Genomic DNA, 17,955 nt, shown 5'->3' with positions numbered 1-17,955 from the left:
GCTGATCCGCGCGGGACGCTGAACCCCCAGGTGAAGGTGCTGTTCGACATGATGAACGCGGGCAAGGCCACCCGCGTGCTGGAGCCCAAGGCGCTCCGCGAGGGTTTGGGGGCGCTCGCCGCCCTGCTCGCCGCCGGCGCGCCGGCCGTAGGGGCCACGAAGATGATCGAGATCCCCGGCCCCGCCGGGAAGGTCCCCGCGCGCGTGTACACCCCGGCCGAGCCCAAGAAGGGGCCCTACCCGGTGGTCGTGTACTTCCACGGCGGCGGCTACGTGGCGATGAACCTCGAGACGCACGACAAGATCTGCAAGCAGCTCTGCGCCGGGATCGGCGCGGTGGTGGTGTCGGTCGACTACCGGCTGGCGCCCGAGGCGCGCTACCCCGGGCCGCTCGAGGACTGCCTGGCGGCGTACCGCTGGGTGGCCAAGAACGCGGCCAGCCTCGCGGGCGACCCGGCGCGCATCGCGGCGGGCGGTGACTCGGCGGGCGGCAACGCCACGGCCGCGGTCACGCTGCGGCTGCTCGCGGCGGGCGAGAAGCCGCCGCGCGCGCTGCTCCTGCTCTGCCCGTGGCTCGAGATGTCGCTCGCCAGTGAGTCGATGAAGACCTTCGGGCCCGACGACGGCGTGCTCGACACCGACATCATGACCTTCTTCCGCGACTGCTACGTGCGGCCGAGTGACTGGGCCGACCCGTTCGCGAGCCCCGTGCGGGCCGACGTGTCGAAGTTCCCGCCCGCGCTCGTGATCGCGGGCGCGATCGACCCGCTGCGCGACGACGCGCTGCAGTTCGCCGACAAGCTCAAGAAGGCGGGCCGCGAGGTGCAGCTCTCGAGCTACGCGGGCATGCCGCACGACTTCATGCTGTTCCCGGGCATCGACGACGGAGACCGCGCGATCGCCGAGATCGTGCGCTACGCCAAGTCGAAGCTCGCCTAGGAGCGCCGCGCGCGATGGCCGACCGACCCTGGATCTTCCGCACCTACTCGGGTCACTCGACCGCGCGCGCGTCGAATTCGCTCTACCGCTCGAACCTGACCAAGGGCCAGACGGGTCTCTCGATCGCCTTCGACCTGCCGACCCAGACCGGCTACGACGCCGACCACCCGCTCGCGGCGGGCGAGGTCGGCAAGGTCGGCGTGCCGATCGGCTCGATCGAGGACATGGATCAGCTGCTCGAGGGCATCCCGCTCGACCGCATGAACACCTCGATGACGATCAACGCGACGGCCGCGTGGCTGCTCGCGCTGTACGTCGCGGTGGCCGAGCGGCGCAGCGTGGCGCGCGCCGAGCTCCAGGGCACGACGCAGAACGACATCGTGAAGGAGTATCTCTCGCGCGGCACCTACATCTTCCCGCCGCGCCCGTCGCTCGACTTGACCCGCCAGATGATCGAGTGGACCGTCGCGATCGTGCCCAAGTGGAACCCGATCAACGTCTGCAGCTATCACCTGCAGGAGGTCGGCGCGACGCCGGTGCAGGAGGTCGCGTTCGCGCTCGCCAACGCCATGGCGGTGCTCGACTCGGTGCGCGTGCCGAAGGCCGAGCTGGGCGCGGTGTTCGGGCGCATCTCGTTCTTCTGCAACGCGGGCATCCGCTTCATCGAAGAGATCTGCAAGCTGCGCGCGTTCACGCGCATGTGGGACAAGATCGGCCTCGAGCGCTACGGAGTCACCGACAAGGAGCAGCGCCGCTTCCGCTACGGCGTGCAGGTGAACTCACTCGGGCTGACCGAGGCGCAGCCCGAGAACAACGTGCCGCGCATCGCGCTCGAGGCCTTGGGAGTCACCCTCTCGCGCGACGCGCGCTGCCGGGCGCTGCAGCTGCCGGCCTGGAACGAGGCTCTCGGCCTGCCGCGGCCCTGGGACCAGCAGTGGTCACTGCGCATCCAGCAGATCCTGGCCTTCGAGACCGACATGCTCGAGTACCCCGACATCTTCGAGGGCTCGCTCGTGATCGAGAAGAAGACGGCCGAGATCGAGGCGGGCGCCTGGGCGGAGATCGCGCGCATCGAGCAGCAGGGCGGCGCGATCGCTGCGGTCGAGTCGGGCTACATGAAGCAGAAGCTCGTGGAGTCGAACGCGCGGCGCGTGGCCGAGATCGAGTCGGGCGCGCGCACCGTCGTGGGCGTCAACAAGTTCACCGAGGGCGAGCCCTCGCCGCTGTTGCAGGGCGCCGGCGCGATCCTGACCGTGGACGACGCGGCGGGCCGCGAGCAGGTCGAGCGGCTGCGCGCGCAGCGCGCGAAGCGCAACGCGCACGACGCCGCCGCGGCACTGTCCGGCCTGCGCGACGCGCTGCGCTCGGGCGCCAACCTGATGGAAGCCTCGGTGCGCTGCGCGCACGCGGGAGTCACCACCGGTGAGTGGGCCGACGCGCTGCGCGCGGTCTACGGCGAGTACCGCGCGCCGACCGGCGTCGACGCGGCCGTGGCGCCGCGCAGCGACGCGGCGCAGCTCGGGGCGATCCGCGCGCGCGTCGACGAGATCTCGCGCGTGCTGGGTCGCCGGCTGAAGCTCCTGGTGGGCAAGCCCGGCCTCGACGGTCACTCGAGCGGCGCGGAGCAGATCGCGATCTTCGCGCGCGACGCCGGCATGGAGGTCGTGTACGAGGGGATCCGGCTCACGCCCGACGAGATCGTGAGCTCGGCCCTGCAAGAGGGCGTGCACCTGATCGGCCTCTCGATCCTGTCGGGCTCGCACCTGTCGCTCGCGCCCGAGATCGCGCGCCGCGCCGGTGTGCCGGTGGTGGTCGGCGGAATCATCCCGGAGGAGGACGCGGAGAAGCTGCGCGCCGAGGGCGTGGCGGCCGTGTACACGCCGCGCGACTACGACGTGCTGCGCGTGCTGCGCGAGATCGTCGACATCGCCGCCGCCGCGCATGGCGCGGCCTGAGGCGGAGCTCGAGTCACTCGTCCGCGGCGTGCGCGCGGGCGAGCACGAGGCGATCTCCGCCGCGCTCGCGCACGTGGAGGACACGCGGCCCGAGGCGTTCGAGCTGCAGCGGCGCCTGCTGGGCCGGCTGGAAGCCGAGACCCCGCGCGAGCGCGCGGTCGTGGGACTCACCGGCCCGCCCGGCGCGGGCAAGTCGACGCTCGCGGGGCGGCTGATCGCGCGCTGGCTCGAGGCGGGCCGCTCCGTGGGCATGGTGGCGGTCGACCCGTCGAGCCGGCGCTCCGGCGGCGCGCTGCTGGGCGACCGCGCGCGGCTGCGCTTCCCCCCGGGCGCGCGCGTGTTCGTGCGCTCACTGGCCGCGCGCGACCAGCTCGGCGGTCTGGCGCCGGCGGCGCGCGCCGCGGTGGCAGTGCTGCGCGCGGCGTTCGACTGGGTCGTGGTCGAGACCGTGGGCGTGGGCCAGAGCGAGATCGACGTGGAGACCGTGGCCGACACGGTGGTGCTGCTGCTCCAGCCGGGCTCGGGTGACTCGCTGCAGTTCATGAAGGCGGGGATCCTCGAGATCCCCGACGTGCTGGTCGTGAACAAGTGGGACCTCGGGCCGCTGGCCGAGCGCACGCGCGCCGACCTCGAGAGCTGGCTCGGTCTCTCGCGGCTCGAGCCCGGCGCCTGGCGCCCGCCCGTGATCGGCGCCAGCGGCGAGACCGGCCTTGGCGTGGCACAGCTCGGCGCCGCGATCGAGGCGCACCGCGCGCACCTGGCGCAGGCCGGGCTCGAGCGCCGGCGCGCGCGCGGCCGCGCCGCCTGGGCGCTCGAGCTGTTCGCGCGCCGCTACGGCAGCGCGGGCGTGGAGCGCGCGGGCGGAACGGCCGAGATCGAGCGCGTGTGTGCCGAGACGCCGGGCTCCGCGCTCGACGCCTTCAGCGCGCTCGCCAAGCGAGCAGGACTTGCTTCGTAGGCGCGTCGAGCTCGAGTGACTCGAGCAGCGCGTCGAAGTCGGTGAGCGCCAGCAGAGTGACTCCCGCGGCGGCGAAGCGCTCTCTGGCCTTCGGGAAGCCGTAGCTGTAGATCGCCTGCACGCCGACCACCTTGCCGCCTTCGGCCTCGAGCCCGGCCACGGCCGAGAGCGAGCTGCCGCCGAACGACACGGCGTCCTCGACCAGCGCCACGCGCTCGCCGCGCAGCGGACGGCCCTCGACGAGCTTGCCCTTGCCGTGCTCCTTGGCGGCGCCGCGCACGTAGACCATGGGCAGCTCGAGCAGGTCGGCGACCCAGGCGGCGTGCGGGATGCCCGCGGTCGCCGTGCCCGCGATCACTTGCGCGTCGGGGAAGGCGCGCCGGATCGACTCTGCCAGGGCCGCGGCGATGCGGCGGCGCGCGTCGGGATACGACATGACCACTCGGTTGTCGCAGTAGATCGGCGCGCGCTCGCCCGACGCCCAGGTGAACCACTGCGCGGGATCGGTGCGCAGCTCGACCGCGCCGATCGAGACCAGGAGCTTCGCGACCTCGCGTGCGTTCACCGCTCGCGACCGATCCACTGCGGCTCGGCCACGCCCGCGCGGCGATTCACCACGCGCGCCAGCACGAACAGGAAGTCGGACAGCCGGTTCAGGTAGCGGACCAAGAGTGACTCGACCTCCTCGCGCTCCGAGAGCGAGATCACCGCGCGCTCGGCGCGCCGGCACACGGTGCGGCCCAGGTGCAGGAGCGCCGCCGCGGGCGCGCCGCCGGGCAGGATGAAGTTGCGCAGCGGCTCGAGCTCGGTCTCGAGCTCGTCGATCCAGCCTTCCAGCTCGCCCACGTCCGCGTCGGCGACGCGCGGCCCGGCCTTCTTGCGCGCGCCCGGCGTGGCCAGCTCGCCGCCCAGGTCGAAGAGCGAGGACTGGATGGTCTCGAGCTTGGCGCGCAGGTCGTCGTGGGTGACTGCCGCGCGCGCGACGCCGATCACCGAGTTCAGCTCGTCGACCTCGCCGTAGGCGGTGACGCGCGGGGCGTTCTTCTTCACGCGCTCGCCGCCGAAGAGGGAGGTCTCCCCGGTGTCACCCCCGCGCGTGTAGATCTTCATCGCCGTCGAGTATAACTGGCGCGGGACAGCGGAGGTGCCGGTGGCGGTCACGATCCAGAGAGAGGAGACGGCGGTCTCTCTCGCGAACGAGCGCGTGCGCGCACGGCTCGAGCTCGCGCCCGCGCGTGTCTCGCTGTTCGACCCGTCCGGCGCCGTCGGGGTCGCCGGCGCCCGCCTGTGCGCGTGGGTCGACGGCCAGCCGCGCGAGGGCACGGTCGGGGGCACGCGCGTCGTGGCCTCGCTGGTGCGCGATCTCGCCTTCGAGGACGAGGTCGACACGCCGCTCGGGCGCGCGGCCCGCGTGCGTGCGCGCATCGCGCTGGCCGAGGGGCTCGAGCTGGGCCTCGCGCTCGAGCTCGGTGCCGGCTGGCCGGGGGTCGTGCTCGGGCTCGAGCTGCACAACGTGGGCCCGGCGCCGCGCGCGGTCGCGGCACTGGAGCCGTTCGCGTGGCAGCCCGGCGCGGGCGCGCGCCTCGCCCTGCCCGGCGACCCCGAGGCGCTGGCCTTCCTGGCGCTGGGCTACCAATCGTGGTCGCCCGCGCGCTGGCTGCGCCTGGGCGAGCGCCCGCCGGCGCCGCGCCGGTTCGTGCGCCGTGTGTTCAGCTCGCCCTTCGCGCCGCAGGCGCGCCGCGGCCGCTTCGTGTCGGACTCGGCCTGCGCGCTCGGCGTGCCCGGCCGCACGGGGCTCGCGCTCGGCTTTGCGAGTCACTCGCGCTGGTCCGGCTGGATCGAGGCGGCGAACGCACGCGGGCGCCTGAACGCGCTCGACGCGCGCTGCGCGACCGACGGCGCCGAGCTCGCGCCCGGCCAGTCACTCTCTGCGGAGCGCCTGTGGCTCGGGCTGGCTGCGCCGGTCGAGGAGGCGCTCGCGCAGTGGGCGGAGCGCGCGGGCCGCGAGATGGCGGCGCCGGTGCCGGCGCGCTCGCTCGCCGGCTGGTGCTCGTGGTACCGCTTCGGCACGCGCGTGCGCGCGGAGGACGTGAGCCGCAACCTGCGCGCGCTGCGCGAGCTGCCGGCGAAGCTCGACGTGGTGCAGATCGACGACGGCTTCCAGTCCGCGCTCGGCGACTGGCTCACGCCGGCGGCGGGCTTCCCCGAAGGTCTCGCGCCGCTGGCGCGCGAGATCCGCGCGGAGGGCTACCGCCCGGGTCTGTGGCTCGCGCCGTTCCTGGCGGCGCCGCGCTCGCGGCTCGCGCGCGAGAAGCCCGAATGGCTGCTGCGCGGCGCGAGCGGCCGGCCGCTCACCGCGCTGTGGAACCCCGACTGGCCCGGCCGGCGCGCGCTCGCGCTCGACGCGACGCAGCCCGCGGTCGAGGCCTGGCTCGAGTCACTCGGCCGCGAGCTGCGCGCGCTCGGCTTCGACTATCTCAAGCTCGACTTCCTGTTCGCGGGCGCGCTCGCCGGGAAGCGCCACGACCCGCGCGCCAGCGGCGTGCAGGCCTACCGCAGGGGCATCGCGGCGCTGCGGCGCGGCGTCGGGCCCGGCGTGTTCCTGCTGGGCTGCGGCGCGCCGCTCGGCCCGTCGATCGGCCTGTTCGAGGGCATGCGCATCGGCCCCGACGTGGCCGCGCGCTGGCGCAATCCCGGCTTCGACCGCGTGCTCGGGCTCCCGTCGGGGCCGTCGGCGCGCAACTCACTGGCCAACGTGCTCGCGCGCGCGCCGCTGCACCAGCGCCTGTGGCTCAACGATCCCGACTGCGTGCTGCTGCGCGAGGCGCCGTCGCAGCTCGACGCCGGAGAGACGCGCACGCTGGCCGCGGCGATCGCGCTCTCGGGCGGGCTGGTCGTGGTGTCGGACGAGCTCAGCGAGCTCTCCAGCGAGCGCCGGCGCTGGCTCGAGCGCATGCTGCCGGCGCTGTCGCGCGCGCCGTCGGCCGGTCCGGCGCGCGCCGGGCTGCCCGACGAGCTCGTGACTCGCTTCGACGACGGCAGCGCGCTCTGGCTGCGCGTGAACCTCGGCGAGCGCGACGCGCGCGTCGACCTCGACCCGGCGGCGCTCGGGCTGCGCGGACCGCTGCGTGTCTGGGACGTGTTCGCAGAGCGCGAGCTCGGCCGCGGCTCGGGCGAGATGTCACTCGGCACTCTGCCGCCGCACGGCGCGCGACTCTTGCGGCTCGTGCCCGACGACGGCGCGCGCGTGGTCGGCACGACGCTCCACTGGGGCGCGGGCGCGCTCGAGGCCGAGCCCGTGGCCATGGGCCCGGCGGGCGAGGCGCGCGTGCGGCTCAAGCTCGCGGGCCGGCGCGAGGGCGAGATCGCCGTCGCCCTGCCCGGCTCGCCGCGCCTCACGCGCGCCCACGTCGCCTTCGACGATGCGCTCGAGCTCGGGCTCCGCGTCGGGGGGGTTGTGAACCCCGGCGAGATTGCCGATTGATGGACCCGTGAGCGAACCGATTCACTCCGCGCCCGTCTCCGGAAGCTGCACGCGCTGCGGCTGCCCGCTCGGCTACGCCGCCGCGCGCCAGAGCGATGCCTGGTTCTGCTGCGGCGCCTGCGCCGGCAGCGACCGCTGTCAGTGCGGCTGCAAGCCCGAGTACACCGCGCCGCTCGCGGGCGACGTGTACGTGCCGACCCGCCGCATGTTCGCCGCGCGCCACCCCGACGGCCTGAAGGTGGAGCCCGATGTCGGCGACCACGCGCGCGCGTTCCCGTTCGCCGACAAACCGAGAGGTAAGTAGGCCGCCCGAACCCGCCTCCGGGGCCTTGATACACTGCGCGCACCTCGAGCGAGAAGGAGCGCGCGATGCGGCTGGCAGGCAAGGTGGCGGTGATCACGGGCGGAGCGAGCGGCATGGGGCGCGCGACCGCGCTGCGCTTCCTGGCCGAGGGCGCCTCGGTCGTGGTGGCGGACCTGAACGACGCCAACGGCAAGGAGTTCATCGAGACCGCCGCGCAGGGCGGCTACGCCGCGCGCGTGCGCTTCGCGCGCACCGACGTCGCCGAGGAGGCGGACGTGGCCCGCATGATCGAGGTCGCGACGAGTGACTTCGGCAAGGTCGACGTCGTGTTCAACAACGCCGGCATCGGCGGCGCGTTCGGCCCGATCACGAACATGGAGGTCGAGGACTGGGACTTCACCTTCTCGGTGCTGGTGCGCGGCGTGTTTCTCGGCATCAAGCACGGCGCGCGCGCGATGAAGCGCCAGGGCAGCGGCGGCTCGATCATCAGCACCGCATCGGTCGCGGGTCTCTCGGGCGGCTACGGCCTGGTGTGTTACTCGGCCGCCAAGGCCGCGGTGATCAATCTGACCCGCGCGGCGGCCACGGAGCTCGCGCCCGAGCGCATCCGGGTGAACGCGATCTGCCCCGGCGCGATCCTGACGCCGCTCACGCACCGCGGGAACCCCGAGGCGGTCAGGCCCCGGCTGGCCACCCTGCAGCCCTGGCCCGAGGCCGGCGAGGGCGAGCACATCGCGGGGGCGGCCCTGTTCCTCGCCAGCGACGATTCGCGCTTCGTGACCGGCGAGCCGCTGGTCGTCGACGGTGGACTCACCGCCGCCGGCCCGAACCTCGCGGCCCGCATGCGCCAGGAGGGCGGCGGGTCGCCGTTCATGGGCGTGAGCGGGGTCGACAAAGGCTCGACGGGCCAGCCGCCGGTGATTCGCCCCGCCGAGAAGTGACCGACTCACCGGCGCGCGGTTTCATTTGACAAGCCCGGACCCGTTGGGTCGAATAGCCGCGGCCCGGGGTCAACAGAGGGGAGCACGCGATGGTGCTTTTCACGCTCGATGGGTTCCTGTTCCTGCTGCGCTGGTTCCATTTCATGGCCGGCATCACCTGGATCGGGATGCTCTACTACCTGAACTTCGCGCAGACGCCATTCCTGGCCAGCGAGCTGGGCGGCGCGGCGCGCAGCCCGATTCAGCGGGGCCTGCTCCCCACCGTGCTGTGGTGGTTCCGCTGGGGCGCGATGTTCACGTTCCTCACCGGCTGGACGATCGTGATCATCAAGATGGCGGTGGGCGGCTCGTCGAGCGCCTACTACGCGACCATCCTGACCGGCGGCTTCCTGGGCACGTTCATGTGGTTCAACGTGTGGTTCGTGATCATGCCCAGACAGTACGTGATCATGGCCAACGCCGAGGGCGTCGCGGCCGGCAAGCCGCCCGATCCCGCGGCCGCGGCGGTCGGGCCCGTGGCGGGCCGCGCGTCGCGCACCAACACGCTGTTCTCGATCCCGATGCTGTTCTTCATGGGAGCCGCGAGTCACCTGACGATCGCGAATCACATGGAGCCGAAGGTGATGCTCTATCTCGCGATCGTGCTGATCGTCACGGCGATCTTCGAGGCGAACATCTTCACGGGCACCGTGCCCAAGCCGCTCTCCACGGTCTCGGGCACGATCCACGCGGGCCTGGGCCTCACGCTCGTGCTGTTCGTGGTCGCGACGCTCCTGCTCTAGCGAGACAGCGAGCCGAGATAGGCGGCGATGCTCTCGACCTGCGGGGCCAGGAACGGCTGCGCGGGCATGAGGTGCGTGTCGCGCTGCGGCTTGTAGCCCGCCGGGTACTCCGCGCGCAGCACGCGCGCGCGCACGAGCTCGGCCGAGCTGCCGGCGATGGCGGGACCGACCGTGCCCTCCTTGGCCGGGTCCGGGTTGTGACACGCGGTGCAGTTCGCCGCATAGGCGCGCCGACCCGCCTCGACGGGATCGGCGCTCTGCTGGCAGGCGGACGACACGGCCAGGGCGCACGCGAGAGAGACGACGACGCGGGTTCGCACGGGCGCGGAGCGTAGCGTATCCTGCCCGCCCCATGAACGAGCTCGAAGAGGGAACGCGCGCGCAGCTCGACTTCGGAAAGCTGCGCAAGATCGCCGAGACGAATCAGCAGGTCCTGCCGGTCGTGCTCCAGCATGCCGACACCGGCGAGGTGCTGTTCGTCGGCTACGCGAACCGCCGCGCGCTCGAGGAGACCCTGCGCGTGCGCCAGGCCGTGCTGTGGTCGACTTCGCGCAACGAGCTCTGGCACAAGGGCGCGACCTCGGGCGACTGGCTCGACCTGGTCGACGTGCGCGTGAACTGCGAGCAGAACTCCCTGCTCTACCGCGTGCGGCCGCACGGCGGCGTGTGTCACACGAAGGACGCCAGAGGCCAGACCCGGAAGCGCTGCTACTACCGGACCGTGAAAGACCTCGACTCACTCACCGAGCCCGAGTGACTTCGCTCGCCTCTCTCACTCACTCAACCAGCGGATCAGTGACTGCCTGAGGTCCGACGGCGCCAGGATCGACTCGATCGAGCCGACCTGGAGCGCGCGTTCCACGCTGTGGATCGCGTCGAACTCGGCGGCCAGCTCGGCCTGCTTCTCGAGCATGACCTCTTCCTGGATCGCGTCGAGGCGCGCGCGGCGCGCCACGCGCACGGCCGGATCGAGCGCGGCCTCGACGGCGGCGCGCGCCTGCGCGACGCGCGGGTCGGCCTGCGCGCGCTTGCGCACGTCGCGCGAGAAGATCACCGCGGCCGCGGCCGGACCGCCCACCACGGACGCGTAGCTGCCCTCGAGCGCAGCGGCGCGCATGCGCGGGTTCAGCTCGCGCGAGAACACCACGTAGGCGCCGCCGTGATAGCGGGTCAGCACGGTGAACACGATCGGGCCTTCGAAGCGCACGATCGCGCGCGCGATCTCGGCCCCGTACTCGAGGATCCCGCGCCGCATCGACTCGGGCGAGCCGTCGAAGCCGGACAGGTTGGCGAGGATCACCGCGGGGCGGTTGCCGCTCGCCGCGTTCAGCGCGCGCGCGACCTTCTTCGACGAGTACGGAAACAGCGTGGCCGCCGTCCACGCATCGGGGCCGTCGTTGGGCACGTAGCCCGTGCGCGCGATGGTGCGGCTCTCGATGCCGATCAGGCTGACCGGCACGCCGCCCAGGTGTGAGTCCCATACGATCGCCGTCTCGCCACCCGCCCAGTCACGCCAGCGCTCGAGCCAGCCGGCGTCGGAGTCGACCAGCGCGCGCATCAGCGGGCGCATGGCGAACGGGCGCTTGCGGCCCGGATTGGCCTCGGCGGAGAACACCTCGCCCAGCGTCTTCCAGCCCTCTTCGCCCTCGTAGGGCTCGCGCATGGCGTCGCGCTCGGGGGAGTCACCGGTGGCGAAGCGGCGCGGCGTGCGTTCGCCGGGCGCCACGTAGGTGCAGCCGTAGTGCTCGAGCAGGATCGTGTAGGCGTCGCCCAGGTCTCGCGCCTGGAACTGCGCCTCGCCGTTCGGGCCCATGATGCGCTCGTAGCCGCCGATGCCGATCTCGTCCTCCGCGGAGACTGCGCCCGAGAACTCGAGCACCGCGCGGCCGGTGAGCACCATGTACGCGTTCTGCAGCATGATCAGGATGCCGCGCGAGCCGAGCTCCATCGACGCCAGCGCATCGAAGTAGCTCTGCGCGCCCACGTTCGGGCCGCCCACGATCAGGTTCACCTCGCCGCCGGCGTCGGTGAACGTGACCAGCCGGCGCACCACCCGCGCCGTGGCGTCGAGGTTCTCGGTGCCGCTGTCCATCGCGATCAGCGCGCCGCCCGAGAGGGCCACCCACTCGACGGGCAGGCGCTCGCGCTCGGCCAGGTCGAGCGCCGCCACGATCCGGTCGCACTCACCCGAAGCCAGCGCCCCCATGCCGCGCGTCGAGTCACCGAGCACGAGCACCCGGCGCATGCCTTCGGGGTGCTTCACGGTCGGGTTCGAGATGATCCCGAACACCACGCCGGCGCGGTTCTGGCCCGGCTCGCGAGTCACCGGCGCCGCGCGCCCGTCGACCAGCTCGTGCTCCTGGAACGAGCCCGCACCGGTGGGCAGGAAGATGCCCGTCGCGCCGCGCTCCGGCGGCGCGGTGAACAGGCGCACGATCTCGTAGGGATAGGTGAGTCCGCGCGCGCGCGCCGACGCCACGCGCTGCGCGTAGGGCGTGGCCGGGTCGAGCGGCCGGTCGTGCGGCACGCGCAGGTTCCACTCGATGCGGCTGCCGGTCGGGTTGCCCGCCAGCAGCTCGATCTTGCGCGGCGCGTCGGGCGCGTCGCGCTCGAAGCTGGCCAGGCGCACGACGACTTTCTCGAGCCCCAGGTGACCCGTCTCCGGCGCGAGGCGGCGCAACGCCTCGGTCATCAGCTGATTGGTGAGAGCGATCGGCGGGCGCACGTACACGTACAGCCGGTTCCACTGCAGCCGGTGGTCGGGATCGCGCTGGCCCTGCACCCGGCGCATGGCCTCGATCGCCTCGTGGAAGCGCTCCTCGAACAGCGCCAGGTCCGGCGCGTGAGGCACGCCGGGGCCGACGTCGGAGACCGCCGCGAAGCAGATGATGCGCTCGTCGCGGTTGTCGTCCTTCGAGACGCCGTAGAACGCGTGGATGCCGTCGAAGCCGCCCACGTCGAGCGGCTCGAGCTCGAACTTCGCCAGCCGCCACAGCTCGATGCGGCGCGCCTCCTCGAGCGGCAGGCCGACCTCGCGCGCCATGCGCTCGAGCAGCGCGGGGTCCGGCGGCTCGACCAGCGTGTGGCGGATGTCCCAGCGCGGCCCTGGCTCGACCTCGACGGCCTCGGCGCGGCGCGGGCGCTCGAACAACAGGAAGCGCGCCTGCGCCGCCAGGTCGGCCACGCTCGGCGGCACGGTGCCGCGCAGGAGTGACAGCGCGTCGAGCGCGACCGCGAGCTCGGGCCGGCGCGCGAAGGTCTCGCCCCGCTCGGCCAGGCCGATCAAGAGGTGCAAGAGCGCCACGATCACGCGGCTGCGCCGGTTCGCGGTGGTGCGGGTGGCGTAGAGCCGCAGCACCGCGCGCTCGAGCGTGTCGGAGTGCTCGAGCGAGCGCACGTTGTAGTGCACGAGCGCGCGACTCACGAGCGACAGGAAGCCGGGGTCGATGCCCGCGCCCTCGACGGCGATGCGGCGCAGATACATGGCCATGCGCGCGTCGTTCGACGGCCCGAGCTCGTCCTCCTCGAGCCGCGTGGGCGCGCGCGAGAAGAGTGTCTCGATGTCGGCGTAGACCTCGACGGCGCTGGCGAGCCCGGCCAGGTCGGAGCGCAGCGCGTCGGAGATCTTGGCGACCGGCGCCTCGAGCACCGTCACGAGCAGGTCGGCGCGCTCGGGGTTCGCGTCGTAGCCCATGAGAATGCGGCGGGTCTCGGTGCGCAGCGCGTTGACCGTGGCGGCGCGCACCGACGCGACCTCGGCGCTGGCGCGCTCGAAGTCGGCCAGGCCGTCGTCGCCGCGGAAGATCTCGAGCGGGTCGGGCTCGAGCGGCAGCTCGAGCGTGCCCGCGCCGGGCGCCGCCGACGACGCGCCGGCCTCCGGCTCGATCACCAGGATCACGTCACCTGCCGAGACTCGCTCGCCGGGGCGCACCAGCACCTCGCGCACCACGCCGGCGAGCGGCGCATAGAACGCGGTCTCGGTCTTCATGGCTTCGAACAGGCCCAGCCGCGCGCCCGCCTCGACGCGCTGGCCGGGAGTCACCGCCACGTCGATCAGGAGCGCGGGCGAAGGCGCGCGCACCTTGCCGCCCAGGTCGCACAGCACGCGGTGCAGGCGGCCGTCGAGCTCGACCTGCATCTCGACGCCGGTGCCCGACATCAGCACCTGCCAGCGCCGTTCGCCCACCACGAGCAGCCCCGAGTACGGCCCCTGCTCGAGCAGACTCACCTGGATCGCGCGATCGCCGAGCTCCACCCGGTAGTTCCAGCCGCCGACGGCGTACAGGGCGATGCGGTACGGCCGTCCGGCGTACACGAGGTCGAGCTCCGCGCCGTCGGAAGGCGGGATGTCGCGCGGCCGGCCGCGCGCCGCGGCGGCGAAGAAGTTCGCGCGCGTCTTGGCGCGCTCCTGCTGGTAGGTCTGGATCGCGGCGATGATCAGCGCCTCGACCGCGGGCTCGGGCGCCGACGCCAGGTGTGTCTGGTCGAGCCAGGTCGTGGTGATTCCGCCGGCGCGGAAGTCGGCGTGACCCAGCACGTCGAGCAGGAAGCCCTTGTTGGTCATGCCGCCCAGCACGACCAGGCGCGCGTCGGCCACGGCGCGCACCAGCCGCGCGCGCGCCTCCTCGCGCGTGGCCCCGCGCGCGAGGATCTTGGCCACCATGGAGTCGAACTCCGACGGGATCGTTCCGCCCGACGCGATGCCCGCGTCGACGCGGATGCCCGGCCCGGCGGGCAGGTCCAGGAGCACGATGCGCCCGGGGCTGGGCGCGAAGCCGTTCGCCGGGTCTTCGGCGCACAGCCGCACCTCGATCGCGCAGCCGCGCTCCTCGGGCGACTCACTCGGCAGGTGCTCGCCGCGCGCGATGCGGATCTGGGTCTTCACCAGGTCGAGGTCGGTCAAGAGCTCGGTGACTCCGTGCTCGACCTGGAGCCGGGGGTTGACCTCGAGGAAGTAGAAGCGCTCGGCGGGGTCGTTCGCGACCACGAGATACTCGCAGGTCGCCACGCCGACGTATTTCGCCTCCTGCAACAGCCGGATCGAGGCCTCCCGGATGCGCCGCACGAGCGCCGGCGAGAGACCCGGCGGCGGCGCCTCTTCGACCACCTTCTGGTGCTTGCGCTGCACCGAGCAGTCGCGCAGGCCGAGCGCCAGCACCGTGCCGTGCTGGTCGGCGGCCATCTGCACCTCGACGTGGCGCGCGCCGAACAGCGCCGCCTCCGCGAACAAGGTGCCGTCGCCGAACGCGTTGGCGGCCTCGGTCGTGGCGCTGTCGAACGCGGCCAGGAGCTCCTCGCGCGCGCGCACCAGCCGGATGCCCCGGCCGCCGCCGCCCGCGGTGGCCTTCAGCATGAGCGGGTAGCCGATGCGCGCGGCCTCGCGCTCGACCTCGTCGCGCGAGATCGAGCCGCCGCTCCAGGGAGTCACCGGCACGCGCGCCGCCTCGGCCATGAGCTTGGACGCGATCTTGTCGCCGAGCCGCCGCATGGTGTCGGCGCTCGGGCCCAGGAACGCGATCTCACTCGCCTCGAGCTTGTCGACGAACGACGGGTCCTCGGCGAGGAACCCCCAGCCCGGCCAGACCGCGTCGGCCCGCATGGCGCGCAGGGCGGCGAGCACGCGCTCGTGGTCGAGATAGGCCGGCCGCATGGCCCCCGAGGCCGACGCGCGCAGCGCGGGCCCGAGCGAGAGCGACTCGTCGGCTTCGCGCACGAAGGGCGCGGTGGCGTCGGGCTCGGTGTAGAGCGCGATCCCGACCAGGTCGCTGTCTTCCTCGGTCCGGAGCTCCCGGAGCGCCCGCAGCGCTCTCGACGCGGCCTCTCCCCGGTTCAGGATCGCTATGCGATGGATCGCGTTGCCCAACGCCCCTTCCCGTCCAGGACGACGATGCTAGCAGAGGCGACGGGCTAGCTCTTCGACGGAAGCGCGCCGGGGAAGACTCTCGCGAAGGAGAGGAAGCAGAGGAAGAACAGGCCGATGAAGCCCGTCGCGATCCCCAGCTCGACCCACGAGAAGGGCGTGATCGCGGCGCCCGCCAGCACGGCCTTGGGCGGCACGAGCGACGGCGTCACCAGGATGTAGCGCTCGAGGTAGAAGCCGAGCACCGAGGCGAACGCCACCGGCCCGAGGATCGCGGGGGTCTTCTTGGGCTTCTGACCGAGCAGAACCCAGAAGGGCACGATCCACACCAGGAGCCACACGGACAGCGAGACCTTCACGTAGGGCTCGGCCAGGCGCGTCCAGAAGCCGTCGAAGTACCAGACGTCCTGCACGAACTGGGTCCCGAGGCGGTTCACCACGAACGCGGTCTCTTCGGGGATGTTCGCGTACCAGATCACGAAATACTGGGACCAGAACAGGTACATCCAGAAGATCGAGAACGCGAAGATCATCTTGCCCATGTCGTGCATGCGGCTGGTCGTGATCTCACCGCGCAGGTCTTGCGAGTTGCGCATGACCACGCAGATCAGCGCGAGCATCGAGCAGGCCGACAGGAAGCCGCCCCAGCCGTAGAAGGCCGGGAACATGGTGCTCACCCACTCCGGCGCGAGTGACATGCAGAGGTCGATGGCGATCAGCGAGTAACAGATCGCGTAGGACAGCACGAGCACCGCGGACAGCTTGCGCAGGCGCCGGGTCGAGATGTCGCGCTCCCGCTCCTCGCCGCGCCAGCCCGCCGTCCAGCGCTGCGCGAGCGCGCCGCGCAGCCCCGGCGCGCCATCGCGCGCGCGCCCCAGCATCGGGCGGACGGTGAGATACAGGTAGAACAGCGAGATGAAGGTGATCCAGGACAGCGCGATCGTGTCGCGCGTGAAGGCGAAGGCCGGCTCGAACCAGAACTCCTTGCCGGGCACCGGGTGGTCGACCCACTCGTACAGGTTGTGGCGGCCGAGATAGACCACCACGAACAGCACCAGCGACACGGGCACGTACGCGCCCATCGAGTCGGCGATGCGGTGGATCGGCCCCTGCCAGCGGGCATTGGTGAGTCGCATGGCCGAGGACAGCACGAGCGCGCCGTTCGAGAGCACGGCCCACATCAGCCAGTTGTGCAGGAACACCCGGTAGGTGCGCCGCGTCAGCTCCGCGTCGGAGCTCGATGCGCCCACGAGCAGCGTGATGGCGCCGATCGCGACGAGCGCGCCGAAGATGGCGGCCGGCAGCGTCGGGAGCGACCTGGGCGTGGCGACGTCTTGAGTCACGGTCACGAAATCCCTTTGAAGAGCGTGCGCAGGTAGTTGATGATGTGCCAGCGGTCCTCGTCGGGGATCTGCGGATAGCCGGGCATCAGCGGCTTCCCGTAGCGGATCTTGGTGAAGATCATCCCGTCGGTGTAACTCGGCGTGGCGGCCAGCGGGAACGGCGGCGCGCCGTTCGCGCCGAGCTTCATCGTGACCGGGTGCTGCGGCGTCTGCGCGGCCATGCCGTCCTCGCCGTGACACACCGCGCAGTAGGTCTCGAACTCGTGCTTGCCGCGCTCGATCGACGCCGGCGTGGCCGGGATCGGGTTCTTCAGCTCGCGCACTTCGGGCGCGTACATGGGCGTGGCGAACATCGGATTGTCGGGCCCGATGCGCTCGGGCATGCCGCCGGCCGGAATCACGCCGTCGGGCGGATCGAACGGCTTCTGCGCGTAGGTCTGCACGGCCGGGCCGTTCTTCATCTGATCGAACCAGTGCCGGTCGACCTGCTCCCAGCAGCCGGAGCCGCAGAGCACGGCAAAGGCAATGCCCACGAACGTGTGGCCGAGCGAGGGCCGGCCCTGACGCCTAGCCTTCGACAACGCGCACCTCCGTGGACCCGGCGCGGCGCAGGAGCTCCTGCGCGCGCGACACCTGGTCGCCGTGGCAGGCGACCACGCAGCCGAAGGAGTCACCCGAGAAGCCGGGCTGGTACGCGTCGTGACCCTTGCGGGTCATGAACATGCCGAAGAACATCAGGCCCAGGACGGTCAAGAGACCGCCGAGCAAGATGTTCAGCTCGAAGCCGATGATCGTGTAGGCGACGATCGACGCGAACGGCTTGCCGCCGACGACCAGCGGCCAGTCGTAGGCGCACCAGATCTGCATGAAGTAGGCGAACGTGACGCCCGTGAGACAGCCGATCAGCGTGAGCAGGCGGATCGGCGACGGGCCGCGGTCGAGCGCCTCCTCGATGTGGTGACTCGGCACGGGCGAGTAGATCTCGAGCTCGCGGAAGCCCGCGCCCTTCAGCTCGTGGATCGCTCCCACCAGCGCGTGCGGGCTCTTCATGACTCCCAGCACCTGCGCCATCAGTGGTGACCTCCGCCCGCCGGCGCGTGCTCCTCGTACCAGAGCTCCTTGATCTCCTGGATCGCAACCACCGGCGCGAGGCGCAGGAAGATCGTGAACATGGTGAGGAACAGGCCGAAGCTCGCAGTCAGGATGGTGAGCTCGGTCAGGCTCGGCACGTAGTAACCCCAGGCCGCGGGGTCATACTCGTGCGAGAGACCGGTCATGATGATCACGTAGCGCTCGAACCACATGCCGATGTTGATGAAGATCGAGGTGATCCACATCCACAGCACGTTCTCGCGGTTGCGCTTGATCCACAGCGGCAGCGGCGAGAGC

General features: G+C 72.2%; 16 protein-coding genes. 8 read left to right on the top strand and 8 right to left on the bottom strand.

From position 1 onward, the window contains the following. From VMR86_18200 to VMR86_18190, 3 genes are all read left to right on the top strand, one after another. The coding region (locus tag VMR86_18200; protein HTO08987.1) for an alpha/beta hydrolase at positions 1-939 on the top strand (939 nt) is incomplete at its 5' end. Positions 940-953: 14 nt separating this feature from the next. Further along, positions 954-2,894 carry a protein meaA gene (locus VMR86_18195; GenBank protein HTO08986.1) on the top strand — a complete coding sequence of 647 codons (1,941 nt, stop codon included), beginning with the start codon at positions 954-956 and terminating at the stop codon, positions 2,892-2,894. Beyond that, positions 2,881-3,852 (top strand): hypothetical protein, encoded by a 972-nt coding sequence (locus tag VMR86_18190; GenBank protein ID HTO08985.1) that lies wholly within the window; start codon positions 2,881-2,883, stop codon positions 3,850-3,852. The genes VMR86_18195 and VMR86_18190 overlap by 14 nt, the downstream gene beginning before the upstream one ends. Here VMR86_18190 and pyrE read toward each other — a convergent pair. Beyond that, entirely contained in the window at positions 3,815-4,417 is a 603-nt protein-coding gene (pyrE, locus tag VMR86_18185; GenBank protein ID HTO08984.1) for an orotate phosphoribosyltransferase, read from the bottom strand. The genes VMR86_18190 and pyrE overlap by 38 nt on opposite strands. Then, entirely contained in the window at positions 4,414-4,962 is a 549-nt protein-coding gene (locus VMR86_18180; GenBank protein HTO08983.1) for a cob(I)yrinic acid a,c-diamide adenosyltransferase, read from the bottom strand. Before VMR86_18180 ends, pyrE begins: the two co-directional genes overlap by 4 nt. Before the next feature lie 40 nt (positions 4,963-5,002). Here VMR86_18180 and VMR86_18175 point away from each other — a divergent pair, with 40 nt between their 5' ends. The 4 genes from VMR86_18175 (at position 5,003) to VMR86_18160 (ending at position 9,363) form a co-directional block, all read left to right on the top strand. Then, entirely contained in the window at positions 5,003-7,336 is a 2,334-nt protein-coding gene (locus VMR86_18175) for a glycoside hydrolase family 36 protein (protein HTO08982.1), read from the top strand. 7 nt (positions 7,337-7,343) lie between these two features. Further along, positions 7,344-7,640: a hypothetical protein gene (locus VMR86_18170; GenBank protein ID HTO08981.1), complete on the top strand. Its 297-nt coding sequence runs from the start codon at positions 7,344-7,346 to the stop codon at positions 7,638-7,640. Between the two features lie 65 nt (positions 7,641-7,705). Continuing rightward, positions 7,706-8,581, top strand: coding sequence for an SDR family oxidoreductase (locus VMR86_18165; GenBank protein HTO08980.1), 876 nt, complete (start codon positions 7,706-7,708; stop codon positions 8,579-8,581). A gap of 89 nt (positions 8,582-8,670) precedes the next feature. Continuing rightward, positions 8,671-9,363 carry a urate hydroxylase PuuD gene (locus tag VMR86_18160; GenBank protein HTO08979.1) on the top strand — a complete coding sequence of 231 codons (693 nt, stop codon included), beginning with the start codon at positions 8,671-8,673 and terminating at the stop codon, positions 9,361-9,363. Here the strand turns inward: VMR86_18160 and VMR86_18155 are convergent. After that, a complete protein-coding gene (locus VMR86_18155) occupies positions 9,360-9,683 on the bottom strand; it encodes a cytochrome c (protein ID HTO08978.1) in 324 nt (107 codons plus the stop codon). The two genes, VMR86_18160 and VMR86_18155, sit on opposite strands and share 4 nt — an antisense overlap. A gap of 32 nt (positions 9,684-9,715) precedes the next feature. On the opposite strand from VMR86_18155, the gene VMR86_18150 reads away from it, so the two are divergent. Further along, positions 9,716-10,120, top strand: a complete 405-nt coding sequence (locus tag VMR86_18150) for a phosphoribosyl-AMP cyclohydrolase (GenBank protein ID HTO08977.1) — start codon at positions 9,716-9,718, stop codon at positions 10,118-10,120. A gap of 15 nt (positions 10,121-10,135) precedes the next feature. On the opposite strand, the gene VMR86_18145 is transcribed toward VMR86_18150, so the two are convergent. The 5 genes from VMR86_18145 to VMR86_18125 all read right to left on the bottom strand — a co-directional run. Further along, on the bottom strand, positions 10,136-15,226 hold the full coding sequence (locus tag VMR86_18145; GenBank protein HTO08976.1) for a carboxyl transferase domain-containing protein: 5,091 nt from the start codon (positions 15,224-15,226) through the stop codon (positions 10,136-10,138). 44 nt (positions 15,227-15,270) lie between these two features. After that, entirely contained in the window at positions 15,271-16,566 is a 1,296-nt protein-coding gene (locus VMR86_18140; protein HTO08975.1) for a hypothetical protein, read from the bottom strand. Between the two features lie 2 nt (positions 16,567-16,568). Next, positions 16,569-17,147 carry a c-type cytochrome gene (locus VMR86_18135; protein ID HTO08974.1) on the bottom strand — a complete coding sequence of 193 codons (579 nt, stop codon included), beginning with the start codon at positions 17,145-17,147 and terminating at the stop codon, positions 16,569-16,571. After that, positions 17,134-17,637, bottom strand: a complete 504-nt coding sequence (locus VMR86_18130; GenBank protein HTO08973.1) for a DUF3341 domain-containing protein — start codon at positions 17,635-17,637, stop codon at positions 17,134-17,136. The genes VMR86_18135 and VMR86_18130 overlap by 14 nt, the downstream gene beginning before the upstream one ends. Beyond that, positions 17,637-17,955 (bottom strand): hydrogenase (locus VMR86_18125; GenBank protein ID HTO08972.1); only part of this gene is annotated, 319 nt, incomplete at its 5' end. The genes VMR86_18130 and VMR86_18125, both read right to left, overlap by 1 nt.

The sequence above is a fragment of the Myxococcota bacterium genome (genome assembly GCA_035498015.1).
GTDB lineage: Bacteria > Myxococcota_A > UBA9160 > SZUA-336 > SZUA-336 > VGRW01.
The sequence above is the reverse complement of the archived record's forward strand: the minus strand, read 5'-3'. Positions and strand labels throughout refer to the sequence as shown.

Bases quoted from the DNA above. Each gene is read 5' to 3' on its own strand.
- VMR86_18150 (HTO08977.1), top strand. From the start codon at position 9,716: ATGAACGAGCTCGAAGAGGGAACGCGCGCGCAGCTCGACTTCGGAAAG.
- VMR86_18160 (HTO08979.1), top strand. From the start codon at position 8,671: ATGGTGCTTTTCACGCTCGATGGGTTCCTGTTCCTGCTGCGCTGGTTC.
- VMR86_18130 (HTO08973.1), bottom strand. From the start codon at position 17,637: ATGGCGCAGGTGCTGGGAGTCATGAAGAGCCCGCACGCGCTGGTGGGA.
- VMR86_18165 (HTO08980.1), top strand. From the start codon at position 7,706: ATGCGGCTGGCAGGCAAGGTGGCGGTGATCACGGGCGGAGCGAGCGGC.
- VMR86_18190 (HTO08985.1), top strand. From the start codon at position 2,881: ATGGCGCGGCCTGAGGCGGAGCTCGAGTCACTCGTCCGCGGCGTGCGC.
- VMR86_18180 (HTO08983.1), bottom strand. From the start codon at position 4,962: ATGAAGATCTACACGCGCGGGGGTGACACCGGGGAGACCTCCCTCTTC.
- VMR86_18195 (HTO08986.1), top strand. From the start codon at position 954: ATGGCCGACCGACCCTGGATCTTCCGCACCTACTCGGGTCACTCGACC.